The 15,075-nt window shown below is 62.0% G+C and carries 11 protein-coding genes and 1 pseudogene; 4 read left to right on the top strand and 8 right to left on the bottom strand.

Translation table 11 applies throughout. The annotated features are described in order from the left end of the window. The first annotated feature begins 491 nt into the window (after window positions 1-491). Window positions 492-1,385, top strand: a complete 894-nt coding sequence (locus KX729_RS20210) for an alpha/beta hydrolase family protein (protein ID WP_219744298.1) — start codon at window positions 492-494, stop codon at window positions 1,383-1,385. On the opposite strand, the gene KX729_RS20205 is transcribed toward KX729_RS20210, so the two are convergent. From KX729_RS20205 to bglB, 8 genes are all read right to left on the bottom strand, one after another. Further along, window positions 1,369-1,893 (bottom strand): SUKH-3 domain-containing protein, encoded by a 525-nt coding sequence (locus KX729_RS20205; RefSeq protein WP_219744297.1) that lies wholly within the window; start codon window positions 1,891-1,893, stop codon window positions 1,369-1,371. The genes KX729_RS20210 and KX729_RS20205 overlap by 17 nt on opposite strands. A 60-nt stretch (window positions 1,894-1,953) precedes the next feature. Next, entirely contained in the window at window positions 1,954-3,036 is a 1,083-nt protein-coding gene (locus tag KX729_RS20200) for an ABC transporter ATP-binding protein (protein ID WP_219744296.1), read from the bottom strand. Window positions 3,037-3,047: 11 nt separating this feature from the next. After that, on the bottom strand, window positions 3,048-4,100 hold the full coding sequence (locus KX729_RS20195; protein ID WP_219744295.1) for a carbohydrate ABC transporter permease: 1,053 nt from the start codon (window positions 4,098-4,100) through the stop codon (window positions 3,048-3,050). Further along, the gene (locus tag KX729_RS20190; protein WP_219744294.1) at window positions 4,100-5,119 is read right to left on the bottom strand and encodes a carbohydrate ABC transporter permease; all 1,020 of its coding nucleotides are present in this window, start codon (window positions 5,117-5,119) and stop codon (window positions 4,100-4,102) included. The genes KX729_RS20195 and KX729_RS20190 overlap by 1 nt, the downstream gene beginning before the upstream one ends. A gap of 297 nt (window positions 5,120-5,416) precedes the next feature. After that, on the bottom strand, window positions 5,417-6,682 hold the full coding sequence (locus KX729_RS20185) for an ABC transporter substrate-binding protein (RefSeq protein WP_219744293.1): 1,266 nt from the start codon (window positions 6,680-6,682) through the stop codon (window positions 5,417-5,419). Window positions 6,683-6,747: 65 nt separating this feature from the next. After that, window positions 6,748-9,231: a hypothetical protein gene (locus KX729_RS20180; protein ID WP_219744292.1), complete on the bottom strand. Its 2,484-nt coding sequence runs from the start codon at window positions 9,229-9,231 to the stop codon at window positions 6,748-6,750. Window positions 9,232-9,253: 22 nt separating this feature from the next. Further along, entirely contained in the window at window positions 9,254-10,090 is an 837-nt protein-coding gene (gene kduI, locus KX729_RS20175) for a 5-dehydro-4-deoxy-D-glucuronate isomerase (protein WP_219744291.1), read from the bottom strand. Between the two features lie 2 nt (window positions 10,091-10,092). Next, entirely contained in the window at window positions 10,093-11,184 is a 1,092-nt protein-coding gene (gene bglB / locus KX729_RS20170; RefSeq protein ID WP_219744290.1) for a beta-galactosidase BglB, read from the bottom strand. A gap of 152 nt (window positions 11,185-11,336) precedes the next feature. Between bglB and KX729_RS20165 the strand changes: the two genes are divergently transcribed. From KX729_RS20165 to KX729_RS20155, 3 genes and pseudogenes are all read left to right on the top strand, one after another. Continuing rightward, window positions 11,337-12,392 (top strand): LacI family DNA-binding transcriptional regulator, encoded by a 1,056-nt coding sequence (locus tag KX729_RS20165; RefSeq protein WP_219744289.1) that lies wholly within the window; start codon window positions 11,337-11,339, stop codon window positions 12,390-12,392. Between the two features lie 157 nt (window positions 12,393-12,549). Further along, a pseudogene (locus tag KX729_RS34830) lies at window positions 12,550-13,119 on the top strand (SH3 domain-containing protein); the annotation flags it as partial. Between the two features lie 549 nt (window positions 13,120-13,668). Continuing rightward, window positions 13,669-14,943, top strand: a complete 1,275-nt coding sequence (locus tag KX729_RS20155) for an aspartate kinase (protein WP_219744287.1) — start codon at window positions 13,669-13,671, stop codon at window positions 14,941-14,943. The last annotated feature ends 132 nt before the right edge of the window (window positions 14,944-15,075 follow it).

The following is a 15,075-nucleotide window of genomic DNA, read 5'->3' as shown; positions in this document are numbered from 1 at the left end:
CCCTTTGGGACGAGAGGGGAACCATTTTCTGCGCAGCCCCCGGAAACCCGCCTGCATAAGGACGGCTCGCCGGATCACCGGTCCCACCTCGCCGGTTATGCGGACCGGTGTAGCCGAAGCGGGACGGGGAGATTGTAAGGGTAGGTTTGGGGGTGGGGATGAGAAAGAGATTAAGGTTTTGAAATTGTTATCGGCAGAGCTTGTATCTTGCCCCTCACCCTAACCCTCTCCCCGCTTGCGGGGAGAGGGGACGTGCCCTGCTCGGTCGTGGAATTCGGGAAAGACGGTGCGGCATATTTCCTTCTCCCCGCGAGCGGGGAGAAGGTGCCGGCAGGCGGATGAGGGGCAAGCTCGGGACCACTATACCTTGAGGCGCGTACGGGACTACCTCATCGAAGGCAACGAGTCCTCACCCGTTGGTTCTGCCTCTTCCACCCCGGGACGCCGAGCGATAATCTGCATATGGGGAAAATCACACATGGGAGGAGACGATGGCGATCACGGTGGCGCGGCTGAAGGAGCTGCTGGCCTTCGAGGAGGCTTCGCTGACGCTTCTGGAAAGCCAGCATGAAGTTCGCGACGGCTACATCCTCGAGCGCTTACGGTTCCAGCTTTCCGACAGCACAGAGGTGCGCGGGTTTCTCACCCGACCGAGCGCCGGTTTCATCACCCGCGGCCCGGCGATCGTCTATGCCCATGCGCATGGCGCCCGCTGGGATATCGGCGCGTCCGAACTGGTGGATGGCCGGCCCGCTCTTCTGAACGCGCCCGGCCCGGTTCTCGCACGGGAAGGTTATGTGATGCTCTGCATCGACATGCCGACCTTCGGCGAGCGGGCCGGGGTGACCGAGGACGAGGCGGCCAAGGCGGCGCTCTGGCACGGCAAGACGCTGTTCGGTCAGATGGTCTCGGAACAGGCGGCCGCACTCACCTGGCTTGCGAGTCGGCCGGAGGTCGATCCTAAGCGGATCGGCGTGACGGGGCTTTCGATGGGCGCGACGCTCGCCTATTTCCTGGCGGCGGTCGATCCGCGGGTGAAGGCGAATGCCCATCTGTGCTGCTATGCGGATTTTGCAGCACTTGTGCGCACCGGCGCGCATAACCACCACGGGCATTATCTGACTGTGCCCGGCCTGCTCAAGGAAACCTCGATCGGCGAGATCGCCGGCCTCGTGGCGCCGCGCGCGCAGCTGATCTGCATCGGCTGGGATGATCCGCTGACGCCGCCGGAGGCGGTGGATATCGCTTTTGCCGAAACGGAAGCGGTCTATCTCAAGGCCGAGGCGCTGGGGGCGCTGGTGTTCCTGCCGGAGGCAGGCGTGGGGCATAAGGAAACGCCCGCGATGCGGCGGGCGGTGCTGGGGTTCTTCAAGGGGTATTTGTGAGACGGGCCGATTTCAATTTGTCGAGCGGCAGGATGCGTTCGTCATCGGGATAGAGTTCTGCTCCGTAGAACCCTACGCTGGGCTGGCTTGGAAGGAGCAGGGGATAAGCGAGTTTGCCGAGGATCAGGCGCTCAGCGGCCTCGCTAAAAGTCCAGCCCTGGAGCCAAACGCTACCGGCAACGATCTCAAACACGAAGATGCGGCCCAAAATATCTGAATAATACGAAGAGCTATTACCATCTGATCCGATACCAAGAAGAGTTGTGTCCAGGCACTCCTCCAGTTCGAGGACTTCTTCATCGGGATTGTCGAGCGGATGGAAGTGCATTGGCATGGTGGCGCATTCCCTGCCAGCTGCCGTTTTCCCGACTTTCAGTCCATTGAATTCGCGCAGGATTTCTGTTGCGGGGTGACCTGCTGGGTATTCCCCCGGCAAACCCATAGCGCGGCCATAATACCAGCCGGCATTGGTGAAGTGGCGGACAACGGACCAGGGAATCGCGTTCATGCTGGTACGATATCGCGGGCCGTCAGCAGTACAAGTCGCTTAAGGCCCGCGATGAAATCGTTAAGCGGATTTCACCCGCAGCCCATTCTCGTCGAACAGATGCAGCGGCGCGCCGGCGACGGAGAAATGTACCTCGTCGCCCGATCCGATCTGCTTCTGGCCCTGGACGACGGCGAGCAGTTTTTCGCCATGCAGGTCTGCGTGGATGACGGTTTCCGAACCGAGAGCTTCGACGAGGCGGGTCTTGACGGTGAGGCTGCCCGGATCGGCGGCCAGCGTGATGTGCTGCGGGCGGATGCCGACGGTGACCTTGTCGCCGACCTTCAGCTTGTGGCCGGAGAGCGGCACGAGCAGTTTGTGGCCGCCGCCGATCGTGAGCGTCACGGTGCCGAGTTCGACGGCCGCCACTTCCGCCTTCAGGAAGTTCATGTGCGGCGCGCCGATGAAGCCGGCGACGAAGCGGTTGGCGGGTTCGTTATAGAGATCGAGCGGGGTGCCGACCTGTTCGATCTTACCGGCGCGCATGACGACGATGCGGTGGGCGAGCGTCATGGCCTCCACCTGGTCGTGGGTGACGTAGATCATCGTCGAGCCGATGCGGGTGTGGAGCGCGGCGATTTCAGCGCGGGTCGAGACGCGCAGTTCGGCATCGAGGTTCGAGAGCGGCTCGTCGAGCAGGAAGGCGGTCGGGCGGCGGACGATGGCGCGGCCGATCGCGACGCGCTGGCGCTGGCCGCCGGAAAGCTGACCGGGGCGGCGATCGAGATACTGGTCGATTTCCAGCATGCGGGCGGCCTCGCCGATGCGCTCAGTGATCTCGGCCTTGGGCATGCTGGAATTTTCCAGACCGAAGGCGAGGTTCTGGCGCACGCTCATATGCGGATAAAGCGCGTAGGACTGGAACACCATGGCGAGCCCACGATCGGCGGCGGAGGTCTCGTTGACCCGCTTGCGGTCGATCTGGATTTCGCCGGCAGTGATCTTTTCCAGGCCGGCAATGGTGCGCAGCAGGGTGGATTTGCCACAGCCGGACGGGCCGACGAAGACGACGAATTCGCCGTCCTTGATATGCAGGTTGATGTCCTTCAGGACGTGAACCGAGCCGTAGGACTTGTTGACATCGGTGAGTTTGATTTCGCCCATCGGTGTGATCCTTACTTGAGGCCGGTGCCGGCAATGCCGGTGGTGATGAAACGCTGCAGGAAGATGAAGACGAGCACGACCGGGATCATGGTGACGACGGTCATGGCCAGGATGAAGTGCCACTGGACGTTCAGTTCGCCGGAATAGATGCTCAGGCCCACTTGCAGGGTGTAGAGCTCGCGGCGCGACAGGACGATCAGCGGCCAGAGGAAGTCGTTCCAGCGCCAGACGACCGAGAAGATCGCCAGAACCGCCAGAGCCGGGGCAGTCAGCGGCAGCACGATGCGCCAGTAGATCTGCCATTCCGACGCCTTGTCCATGCGGGCGGCATCGATCAGTTCGTCGGGAATGGTCAGCATGTATTGGCGCAGGATGAAGACGCCGGTCGGGGTGGCGACCGTCGGCAGGATGACGCCCCAGAGGCTGTTGAACATGCCAAGCGTCGAGATGATCGAATAGAGCGGCACCATGATGACCGAGAGCGGCACCATCAGCGTCGCAAGGATGACGAACATCGCCAGATTGCGGCCGGTGAACTCGTATTTCGACAGCGCGAAGGCAGCCATGGAATTGACGATCAGGGTGATCAGCGTCGCGACCACCGTCACGAAGACGGAATTCCAGAGGTAACGCAGGAAGTCGAACTGCGTGAAGGGCTCGGTATAGTTTTCCGTCGCGAACGAGACGGAGCGCACCGGGGTGCGGTCGTTCATGTTGACCTTGATGATTTCGCCCGGCGTCGTCGGATCGACCATCTGCGCCACGAGGCCGATGCGGCGGACTTCGGCGAGAACCTTGGTCGTGCCGTCCGGCATCTTGGCTTCGAAAAGCTGCAGCGGCTTGTCGTAACCCTGCACAGTCGCTTGGGATGTGACGTAAGGCAGGATCGACGGCGGGAACTCGTTGAGCGCCGCTGGCGTCTTGAAGGACGAGAAAGCGAGCCACATTGCCGGACCGAACATGATGATCAGTCCGCCGATCAGCCAGACCCAGGTGACGATATCCGTCCAGTGCCAGCCCTTGCCGCCCTTGCGGCGGAGGATGAAACGTGCAGCCGCACCCATCAGCGTTTCCCCTTGTTTTCGTTCTTACGGCCAAGGCCGAGCTGCATCAGCGTCAGGACCACGAGCACGAGGCCCATCAGGATCGAGGCGGCGGCGGCGAGGCCCGGGTTGCGGAGCGCCGAGGCGAAACCGGTCTCGTAGATATATTGCGTCAGGTAGAGCGTGCTGGTGCCGGGGCCGCCGCCGGTGAGGACATAGACCTCGTCAAAGATCTGCACGGCCTTGATCAACGCCAGAACCACGACGACGAGCAGGTTCGGCGCGAGCAGTGGCAGCGTGATGCGCCAGAAGACACGGGCCGGCTTGGTGCCGTCCATTTCGGCGGCTTCATAAAGATCCTTCGGGATCGCCTGAAGGCCGGCAAGCAGGATCAGCGTGTAGAGGCCCATATGCGCCCAGATCGATACGCCGATCGTCGCGATGAAGGTCCAGTTGCGGTCGGTCAGCCAGGTATAGGGCGTGACGTTGCCGATCTCGTAGAGGATGAAATTCAGGAGGCCCTGACGCTGCAGGATCCACTTCCAGATCAGGCCGACGACGACGGGCGACAAGAGGACCGGGAAGAAGAACACCGCGCGCCAGAAGGAGCGGCCGATCAGGTCGCGATTGAGGATCAGCGCGGTGACCAGCGACACCAGGATCATCAGCGCGACCTGCAACACCACGAACCAGAACGTGTTACCCACCGCGGTCCAGAAGGCGTCCTCCTGGCAGGACATCGGGTCGAGGTAATTGGTGCAGGTGAACAGGCGCTGGTATTGCTCGGTGCCGACGAAGGAGCGTTCCGACAGGAAGAAGGCCGTGCCGCCGGTCGTCGAATAGACGATGTTGATGAACAGCGGCAAGAGTACGAAGATGCCGAAGATCAGCATGTTCGGCGCCAGGAAGAAGGCGGCCATGCCGCCGATGCCGGTCGATTTCTGCAGGCCGCGCAGGGGGATATCGACGACCCGCATCAGGGCGTTGACGGGCGCCATGAGGAGGGCGCCGAGGTGGGAGGAGGTTGTCGTTGATGTCATTGGGAAACATTCCTCCCTTAGGAAAACAAGGCGGTGCGGCAGGTTAGCCCCTCCCCCTTGTGGGGAGGGGTTGGGGAGGGGACTTCGCTCCGAAGAGAAAACCCCTCCCGCCTGCCGGCCACCCTCCCCACAAGGGGGAGGGTTAAGACTGCGGCACCGCCTCGCTATCATCTTGATCGATTACCCTGTTGAAGCAGAGGCAATCTTTACCGTTATTGCTCTCCGCTTGCGCTTCGAGCGTTCGTCACTGCAATCGATTCACTGGATCGATTGCTCCGGCTTGCGCCGGACCGTTCCTCACTGACCAGCGTCCTTGACCTTCTGGGCGATATCCGCATCGATGCGCGCGAACGCGTCTTCGATCTTCATCTCGCCGGCAAGGGTCTGACCTACGCGGGTAACGATCGCGGCATAGACCGTGTCGGACCAGCGCCAGCCGGGCAGCTTCAGAGCGGTCTCAGAAGTGGACTTGGTTGCTTCGACATATTTCGTCAGAGCAGCCTTGGCCTGGGCGTTGTTGGTCTTGAAGTCCAGGCCACCCTTGTCGACGACGGACTTGTTGCCGGGCAGGAAGAGGGTGCGCTCGGAGAATTCCTTGACGATCTTCTCCTGGGCGAACCAGTCCATGACGGCCGCGACTTCCTTCGGGTTCTTGGTGTACTTGACCGCGACGAGAGCTGCGCCGCCGGGCATGCCGGTGCAGGCTGCCGGGCCGCAGGGGCTGCCGGTGGCGACCCAGTCGAAGTTGTTGCCGATCTTGGTGGCGAGGTTCGCAACCTGCCAGGAACCGGAATAATAGAAGGCGAGCTGGCCGTTGATGAAGTCGTCGGCGGCAGCGCGATAGGTGGAGCCGGCAGCGGAAACCCAGACGTCCTTGGAGAACGAGCCGTCAGCGACCCAACCGACGAACTTGGTCATGAAGTCCTTGGCGCCCTTGTCGAGCGGAGCCGGCTTGCCGTCCTTGCCGACGTAGTTTGCGCCGTAGGAAAGAAGCGGAGCGGTCAGGCGGTGGCCGGATCGGTCGATCGCCATGGCGAAGATCTTCTGGCTGTCTGCAACCTTCTTGGAAGCGGCTGCCCATTCTTCCCAGGTGGCCTTCGGGCCCGGAAGCGGAACGCCGGCCTGTTCGAACAGGGTCTTGTTGGCGAAGCCGCCGGTCAGGGTGATCTGCGTCATGAAGCCGGAGATCTGGTTGGAACCGTCCGGACGCATCCAGTCAGCCTGGGCACCGTAGTTCTCATCCCAGTACTTGGCGTCCTTGACGAGCGGGCGCAGGTCCAGCCAGTGCTTGGAAAGGTCCTTGATGGCGGTGACGCGGGCGATGTCCGGGCCGTTGCCGGCTTCGAGCTGCACCGGCAGCTGTTCCTTGATGACGGAATAGGCAACGTTGTCGAGAATGACGTTGATGCCCGGGTTTTCCTTCATGAAGCGGCCGACAAGGTCCTTCATGACGTCGCCTTCGACGCCGTCCGAATACCACATGATGCGGACGTCGCCGGCAAAGGCCGCCGTCGTGCTCATGAGGGCGAGTGCTGCACCCGCCAGGATGGATTTCATCTGCATGTTCATTTCCTCCTCTGTCGGAACGGGGCCTCCTCCCGTTCCTGTTGATTTATAGGTTCAAGGCTTCAGGCGGCGCTCAGCATGGTGGCTTCGCCCTTGACTGTGTAATCCGCCCGCGCAATCACGCGGCCTTCCGCTTCCACAGTGCCATCGGCCCGGAAGCGAACGGTACCATATTCCGGGTCTTCGACAACGAAGGCGCCATCGGAATCATGCTTTGCAGCGAGAGCGCCGAAGCGGCTTTCGACGGAATTCAGGTCGCCTGCCTCGCAGACGCGGACGATCCAGCGGGTTTTCTGGCCATACTGGCGCAGTTCCGCACCGGCCGACGGGCCTTCGGTGATGAATTCGAGATCGGACGAGGCGCGGAGCAGAACGGCGCCGTTGCCGGAGCGAGCGAGCGCTAGGCTGCCGGAAACACGGGTCTCGTCGAACTCGGCCTTGGGGAACCAGGCATGCGTGAAGTCCGGCTGTTCCTCGTAGGTGGTGAATTCGAGGACGGCCAGACCACGATATTGCTGGGCGCGCGGAATGGTGCCGCAACCGCCCCAATAGGAAGGACGGCCATAACCGAACTGGATGGTCTCGCCCGGATGGTTGATCCAGATCGACGCTTCCGGCCGTTCGCCGATGCGCAGATGCAGGACGGTTTCCTGGTAACCCCATTCGTCCCAACGGTAATGTACCGTCGAGCCCATGGCGAAATTCCGGCCCTTGTAGTGATAAAGCGCGGCAAAGGAGTTTTCGCCCTGGGCGAAACGCCATTCCTGGTGCTGATCGCCCTGATGATCGGCAATGGCGGCCAGTTCGGCGGGGATTTCGAGGCCGTGATCGCGCAGGCACACCGCCATCTGCGGCAAGCAATGAACACGGCGGCCGTACCAGCCGCTGCCCCAGATGAGGCGCGCGACGGCGGAGAGTTCCAGCGAACGGCCGGCGCAGAGCGTGTGCTCGTAGGAGCGACCCTGGGCGGCGGTGACCATACCGTGATGGGCGGAGCGGGCGATGACTTCGCAAAGACGGACGATGCCGGCCTTGGCGCGGTCGGCAATATCCTTGTCCGGCGAGATCGCGGCAAGCGCGGTCAGACCCTTTAGATCGATCGGGAAATAAGGCGCGGAGTTGAATTCCGCCATTTCCCACTTCTCGAAATGGTCGAGCCAGGCGCGGACGCGCTCGGCACCGATCTTCGCCTGCTCGGAGCCCTTGCGGCCGGAACGGATGAAGGTCGCGTCGGGCAGCAGGCTGCCGCCGAGATAGGCGGAGGTGTGGAAGAGCAGCGCGTGGTTTTCGGAGAAATACCACTGAACGTCATTGCCCGGCTCATCCATCCAGAAACGGTAGTTGAGGATGGCATTATCGATGCGCTGCCTAGTCTTTTCGTTGATGTCCTTGCCCCAGACGGTGCGCGACCAGATGAGCGGCACGAGCGAGAAGTCGGCGCAGTCGTGGCAATCCTCGATCGAGGGGAGGATTTCCTCGATCATCGCGTCGGTATCGGCACCGGAGCGGCCGCTGGCCAGACGGGCGAAGGCGCGAACGGTATCGCGTTCCGAATATTCGGAAACTTCGGAGAGCGTTTCGGTGATGCGGTCGACGAGCGAAGCCGGAGCCTTGCCCTGGCGGGCGGCATGGCAGATTTCGACGCCAACGGAGCGAGAAGCGACGAAGCCGCCGGCATTCAGCGTGACGCGCAGGTGGCGGAAGTCGGCAGGCGCGTTTTCGGACGCGCCGACATTCAGATGTTTGGTGCCGGCCGGCAGCGAGAAGTCGTAGTCGAACCGCTCGCGGGACATGAAGTCGCCTTCGACGGCAACGTTGACTTTGACGTCGATCGGCAGCGGCTCGGGGAAGAGGACAGTGATATCGCCGCCGAAATAGTGCTGACGGTCGAGATGCATGCGGTCGAGGGCGGACTCAAGGTTTTCGGCGATCGAACCAGCAACCGGAACCGGGATCGCAACGCTGGCGGCCGGGCCGGAAACGTAGTCGAACTGGTAGAAATAACGGGCATCGCGCTCGGCGAGATCGTCGAAGAACAGGACGATCTCGTTGAGGCCGGCTTCGAGCGAGAGTTCGAATTCCTGCTTGGCTTCGAGGTTGCGGCTATAGGGGGCCATCCAGCCGACTTCCTTGCCGTTCAGCCAGAGGACCGCGCCGCCGCAGGTGCCGAGACGGATCTTCGCCGTGCCGGCGCTGTCTGCTTCGATATAGGTGCGGGTCCAGGTGGCAAGACGGGTCGGGCGGAACCAGAAGCCGGAAAGGTCGAGACGCGGGGAGCCGAAAGGCAGCCACCAGCGGGTCGCTTCGAATTCGCCGCGCACGTCGGGACGCTTGCCGCGATAGGTTTCGGCGAAAATGGTGCGGCACGGATATTCGTGCGGAATGAAGTTCTTCACCTTGGTGAGGAAGAAGAACGGGTCCATCTCGCCCTTCATCGGCGCGTCCGGCACGTCGAAACGCTCCTGCGCGATCGCGCCGAGCTGCCAGTAGCGGACGGCATCGCCGGCCTTCAGGGTGTTCCGCATCCAGTTCTGTTCAGGATTCATGGCCGTCACTTCAATTCCCGAATTACTTGAGTTCAGCGAGGGCCACCGGGGCCACGTCGTTATATTCCTGGTTTTCGCCGGTCATGCCCCAGACGAAAGCGTATTGCGCGGTACCGGCGCCCATATGGATAGACCAGGCCGGTGACAGGACCGCGTCGAGGTTCTTCACGACGAGATGCCGCGTCTCTTCCGGGCGGCCCATCATGTGGATAACGCGCTCTTCTTCCGGCAGGTCGAAATAGCAGTAGGCTTCCATGCGGCGCTCATGCAGATGCGGCGGCATGGTGTTCCAGATGCTGCCTTCGGCAAGATCGGTGATGCCGAGCAGGAGCAGGCAGGAAGGCGTGACTTCCGGATGGATGTACATCCGAAGGTTCCGCAGATTGGCGCGCTTGGCATCGCCGAAGGTCAGCATCTTCGATTCCGACCGCTTGATGAGGCGGTGCGGGATATCGGCGCCGGCCGGCACGGAGTTCATGTAGAAACGGGCCGGGCTGTCGGTGGAGGTGCTGGCCATGGAAATCTGCTGAGCGCCGCGACCGATATAGAGCACGTCGCGGTTTTCCAGCGTGTAGCTCTTGCCATCGACAGAAATCACGCCGGTGCCGCCGAGATTGGCAACGCCCATTTCGCGGGCCGAAAGAAGGTAGGGCGTGCCGATATCCTCGCCGGAGCCGAACGTCAGGGTCGAAGAGGTCGGCACCGCGCCGCCGACGATCAGACGGTCGACATGGGTATAGGTGAACGACACCTGGCCCGGCTGGAAGAGGTCTTCCATCAGGAATTCGGCGCGCAGGCGAGCCGTGTCATAGGTCTTGATGTCGTTCGGACCGGCGCCGTAGAGAACCTTCATCGCCATTTTTATTCTCCCGCGTCCACGTGTCTCAAAGCCTCGGAGAGGCAGAGGATGGAAAGCGCCTGACCGTAGCCGGTCGGCTGGATCGGGATATCCCGATAGAATTGCAGGTCGTGGCCCATGCGGGTGCCGTAGGACACGTTCAGCACGGTGCCGGCCTCGTCGATGTTGTTGAGCACGGCTTCGACGGCCTTCAGGCCCGCGATGCGCCATTCATGGGTGCCAAGACCGAGGCGGTAGCCCTTGAGCAGTCCGTAACCGATGCCGGCTGTCGCCGAGATTTCCTCGTAGGAATTCGGGTCGTCGAGCAGGGTGCGCCAGGCGCCGGATTCCGCCTGCAGCGGCAGCAGCGCGTTGACCTGCGCGGTCAGCACGCCGGTGAGATAATCCTTCACCGGCGGTGACATGTCGGCCAGATCGAAGAGGTCCAGCATGCCTGCGGTGATCCAGGCATTGCCGCGCGCCCAGCGGGCTTCAGCGAAATTGTGGTGGCCCTGGAAGGTCCAGCCGTGGAACCAGAGGCCGGTCTTGCGGTCGGCGAGGTAACGGGTGTGGACGAGGAACTGTTTTGCCGCTTCGTCGATCAGTTCGGCGCGGCCGCTGGCCTGGCCGTAAGAGGCGAGGAAGAGGGCGACCATATAAAGCGTGTCGTCCCAAAGCTCGTCGTCATTGACCTTGTCGGAGACGTGGTGCTCGAAAGCGCCTTCCTCGGTGCGGCCCATTTCGGTGATGACACGGGTCGCCCAGGCATCCAGAACCGGCGCCCAGCGCGGATCGCGGGTTTCTTTCCAGAGAACGGAAAGGCCAAGCATCGGTGCGGTGGTGTTGACGTTCAAAGTGGGGAGGCCCGCTTCGATGCGGGACGTGTACCAATTTTCGATGACGGCCTTCAAATCTTCGCGGCCGGTGAACTGCCAGAGGCGGATCAGGCCATAGAGACCGACGCCCTGCGGCCATTCCCAGCTGTCGAAAGAGATATAGTCGCCGGCGGTGCCGTCGAGATTGGGCTCGTTGAAGCGACCATCGGCTTTCAGGCCGGTCATGCCGGCGACGAGGAGGTCGAGCTTTTCACGGAGATCCCGGGCTGACAGGCCCATACTGCAATTCCTCCCTAGGCTGCCGCGCATTGGCTGCACGGCATCATCGATCCGTCTCTCCCGGACGGTGATCTTATGAAAACATCTGAAAATTGATTGCGCAATCTGAAAATTTTTTGCAGATTGCGCACCGGAAATGGGAGGATGATTTCATGGCCACGACAATCGTGCCCGGCAAACGCGGCAAGAAGAGCCGCCGCGTGCGGCTGGAGGATATCGCCGAGCGCGTCGGGGTTTCGCTCAGCACCGTGTCGCGGGCGCTGGCTGGCGAGAAGGGTGTGCGGGCGGATATTCGCGAACGTATTTTAGAAGCAGCCAAGGATATCAATTACGCGATCCCCACGCCGGTGGCCGGCAAGAAGGTCATTCTCGCGGCCTCGAGCGCGGCGATGATCGACTATGTCCGCAACCAGTTCACGCTCTACGTGCTGGAGGGATTGCGCGAGCGGGCAAGCGCGCTGGGGCTCGAAATCGTCACCCGGGCGATTGCCGACCAGTCGGAAGAAAAGATGCTGCTGGACGAGGCGAAGGCGGATCCGGATGTCGCCGGGCTGATGTTCCTGACGATCGATGACGAAGGCATGCTGGCCGCCACCCGCGGCTTCGACAAGCCGGTCATCCTGATCAACGGCGACGATCCGTATATGCGGCTTTCGAGCGTCACGCCCTGCAATCGTTCGGCGGCGCATTTGGCTGCCGATTACCTGATCAGGCTCGGCCACAAGCGCATCCTCTTCCTGATGCGCCCGGGCCGCCGCACGATCGATCGGCGCCGGGAAGGCTGGCAGGACGCTTTCGTCAATCATGGCCTCGACTGCCCGCCCGATCTTGCCGTGGCCGTCGACGACTGGCTGCCGGAACTTGCGGCGCAGGCGATCACCGATCGGATCAAGAAGGCCAAGGGGCTGGATTTTTCCGCGGTGCTGACGGCCGGCGACAGTCTGGCGGTCGGCGCGATGCTGGGTCTGCAGCAACTGGGTTACTCGGTGCCGGGCGATGTCTCGGTCATGGGCATGGACGACCTGCCGCAGGCGATCTTCCTCAATCCACCGCTGACCACCGTGCATATCCCGATGCGCGAGCTCGGTTCGGTGGCGCTCGATCTTTTGCGGGACGGCATGGCGGGGCTGGCGACCCCGGCGCGGCGGGTGGAGCTCGCCTGCCATATCGCCGAGCGGCAATCGACCGGTCCCGCGCGCCATGGCTGAGCGGAACAGCTAAATGAAAAACGAACGTTCCATTCATGTGCCATTCAGAGCTGTACTGGAACAATGCGGATGCCTTGAGCATTGATATGCCGACCAAATCCGTGCGGCATATCGATCAGCCAGTTCAAGGCGTCAGGTTTCTCAGGAGGAAGCCCCAGTGAAAAAGTTTCTTATGTCCGTTGCAGCGCTTGCCGCGCTCTTCGTGGCTCCATCGATAGCCAATGCGGCCGTCAGCGGATTTTCGACCGCAAACGTCAATATGCGGTCGGGGCCAAGCACCGGTTATCCCGCCGTCACCGTCATTCCGGAAGGCACTTCGGTCACCATTTTCGGCTGCATGAGCAGCGTCAACTGGTGTGATGTGCAGTTCTTCGGTGGTCGCGGTTGGGTGTCGGGCAGCTATGTCCAGGCGGCCTACCAGTCCCGCAGGGTTTATGTGGAGCCGGATTATTATCCGCGCCTCGGCATTCCGACGGTCACCTTCGATGTCGACAATTATTGGGGCCGTTATTATTCCGGCCGCGATTTCTACCGCGAGCGTGACCGCTGGCGCCGTTACGACTGGCGTTCGGAACGTCCGTTGCCACCGCCGCCGCGTTGGGACCGCGACCGCGATCCGCCGCGCTGGGACCGGGACGATCGTCGCCCGCCACCGCCGCCGCGCTGGGATCGTGACCAGCCGCGCTTCGACCGGGATCGGGATCAGCCGCGTTGGGATCGTGATCGGGACAGGGACCGTGACCAGCCGCGTTTTGACCGCGACAGAAATCCTCCGCGGTTCGACCGTGATCGGGATCAGCCGCGTTTCGACCGCGACCGCAACGACGACCGCCGTCCGCCACGTATCGACCGTGATCCTCCCCGTTTCGATCGGGATCGCGACCGCGACAATCGCCCGCCCCGGGTCGACCGCCCGCGGGATAACGATCGCCCGCCGATCCCACGCGGCGACAACGGCCGTAACTCGATCGGTGATGCAAATCGCAGCGGTGGTAATATCAGACCTCATGATAATACGACCCGTGGCCAAGGTCAGAATTGCAGCAACACGCCTATGGGCTGCAAGGACTGATGGATTGATGGGCGCGGCGGAAAAGCCGCGCCTTTTCCTATATCGAGCGTACCGTTTGCCTATCTTCCGGCCATTGCGCCTTTCTCCCCTTTTCGCTAAGAGACCCGGCAATTTGATAATCCTGTCATAAACGGCAGGATTTCGAGCCGATCGGAAGAAAGACGCCCGCCGCTCCCAGGCAGGGCGAAACAGTGGTTTTGTCTAATGGCACGCATCGTCATGAAGTTCGGCGGCACTTCGGTCGCCAATCTCGAACGCATTCACAACGTTGCGCGCCATGTGAAACGTGAAGTCGCCGCCGGCCACGAAGTGGCTGTCGTCGTGTCCGCCATGTCCGGCAAGACCAACGAACTGGTCGGCTGGGTGCAGGACATGCCGAAAGTTGCCGGCGCCAATTCGCCCTTCTACGATGCGCGCGAATACGATGCCGTCGTGGCATCCGGCGAGCAGGTCACCTCCGGCATTCTCGCCATCGCGCTGCAGTCGATGGGCATCAATGCCCGCTCCTGGCAGGGCTGGCAGATCCCGATCCGCACCGACAGCGCCCATGGCGCGGCGCGCATCATGGAGATCGACGGTTCCGACATCATCAAGCGGATGGGTGACGGCCAGGTGGCGGTCATTGCCGGTTTCCAGGGTCTCGGTCCGGACAACCGTATCGCGACGCTCGGTCGCGGCGGGTCGGACACTTCGGCGGTGGCGATCGCCGCTGCCGTGAAGGCCGACCGTTGTGACATCTATACGGACGTCGACGGCGTCTATACGACCGACCCGCGCATCGTGCCGGCCGCGCGCCGCATGAAGAAGGTGTCTTTCGAGGAAATGCTGGAAATGGCATCGCTCGGTTCGAAGGTGCTGCAGGTGCGCTCGGTCGAGCTTGCCATGGTCCACAAGGTCCGCACCTTCGTGCGCTCCAGTTTCGAGGATCCCGATGCGCCGGGCATGGGTGACCTGCTCAATCCGCCCGGCACTTTGATTTGCGACGAGGAAGAAATCGTGGAACAGGAAGTCGTCACCGGCATCGCTTATGCCAAGGATGAAGCGCAGATTTCGCTCCGGCGCCTGGCCGATCGGCCCGGCGTTTCGGCCGCCATTTTCGGCCCGCTGGCGGAAGCCCATATCAATGTCGACATGATCGTCCAGAACATTTCGGAAGATGGTTCGAAGACCGACATGACCTTCACCGTGCCGTCCGGCGACGTGCAGAAGGCCATGAAAGTGCTCGACGACAACAAGGCGAAGATCGGCTTCGACGTCGTCCAGACCGAATCAGGTCTCGCCAAGGTTTCCGTCATCGGTATCGGCATGCGCAGCCATGCGGGCGTTGCGGCGCACGCTTTCAAGGCACTTGCTGAAAAGAGCATCAACATCAAGGCGATCACGACCTCGGAAATCAAGATTTCCATCCTGATCGACGGTGCTTATTCGGAACTCGCAGTTCGGACTTTGCATTCCGCCTACGGTCTCGATAAGAGTTGAGTATGAGCCGGTTCGGCGCGCTGTGATGTTCATGGTGCGCCATCCCGGATAGGATGAGACCTTGTTTTTCGTTTGTCTGTCGGGAAAGCCGGATTCCACTTTTCCCTGACAAACTCCAGGTTCGGGAGCACT

This window comes from Neorhizobium populisoli (genome assembly GCF_019430945.1).
Lineage (GTDB): Bacteria > Pseudomonadota > Alphaproteobacteria > Rhizobiales > Rhizobiaceae > Neorhizobium > Neorhizobium populisoli.
Note: the sequence above shows the minus strand (reverse complement) of the source record. Positions and strands in the feature narration are given on the sequence as shown.

What these genes read in the sequence shown, in the direction of transcription:
- kduI (WP_219744291.1), bottom strand. Translation starts at nt 10,090, where the DNA reads ATGGCGATGAAGGTTCTCTACGGCGCCGGTCCGAACGACATCAAGACC.
- KX729_RS20205 (WP_219744297.1), bottom strand. Translation starts at nt 1,893, where the DNA reads ATGAACGCGATTCCCTGGTCCGTTGTCCGCCACTTCACCAATGCCGGC.
- KX729_RS20180 (WP_219744292.1), bottom strand. Translation starts at nt 9,231, where the DNA reads ATGAATCCTGAACAGAACTGGATGCGGAACACCCTGAAGGCCGGCGAT.
- KX729_RS20190 (WP_219744294.1), bottom strand. Translation starts at nt 5,119, where the DNA reads ATGACATCAACGACAACCTCCTCCCACCTCGGCGCCCTCCTCATGGCG.
- KX729_RS20195 (WP_219744295.1), bottom strand. Translation starts at nt 4,100, where the DNA reads ATGGGTGCGGCTGCACGTTTCATCCTCCGCCGCAAGGGCGGCAAGGGC.
- KX729_RS20185 (WP_219744293.1), bottom strand. Translation starts at nt 6,682, where the DNA reads ATGCAGATGAAATCCATCCTGGCGGGTGCAGCACTCGCCCTCATGAGC.
- KX729_RS20200 (WP_219744296.1), bottom strand. Translation starts at nt 3,036, where the DNA reads ATGGGCGAAATCAAACTCACCGATGTCAACAAGTCCTACGGCTCGGTT.
- bglB (WP_219744290.1), bottom strand. Translation starts at nt 11,184, where the DNA reads ATGGGCCTGTCAGCCCGGGATCTCCGTGAAAAGCTCGACCTCCTCGTC.
- KX729_RS20210 (WP_219744298.1), top strand. Translation starts at nt 492, where the DNA reads ATGGCGATCACGGTGGCGCGGCTGAAGGAGCTGCTGGCCTTCGAGGAG.
- KX729_RS20165 (WP_219744289.1), top strand. Translation starts at nt 11,337, where the DNA reads ATGGCCACGACAATCGTGCCCGGCAAACGCGGCAAGAAGAGCCGCCGC.
- KX729_RS20155 (WP_219744287.1), top strand. Translation starts at nt 13,669, where the DNA reads ATGGCACGCATCGTCATGAAGTTCGGCGGCACTTCGGTCGCCAATCTC.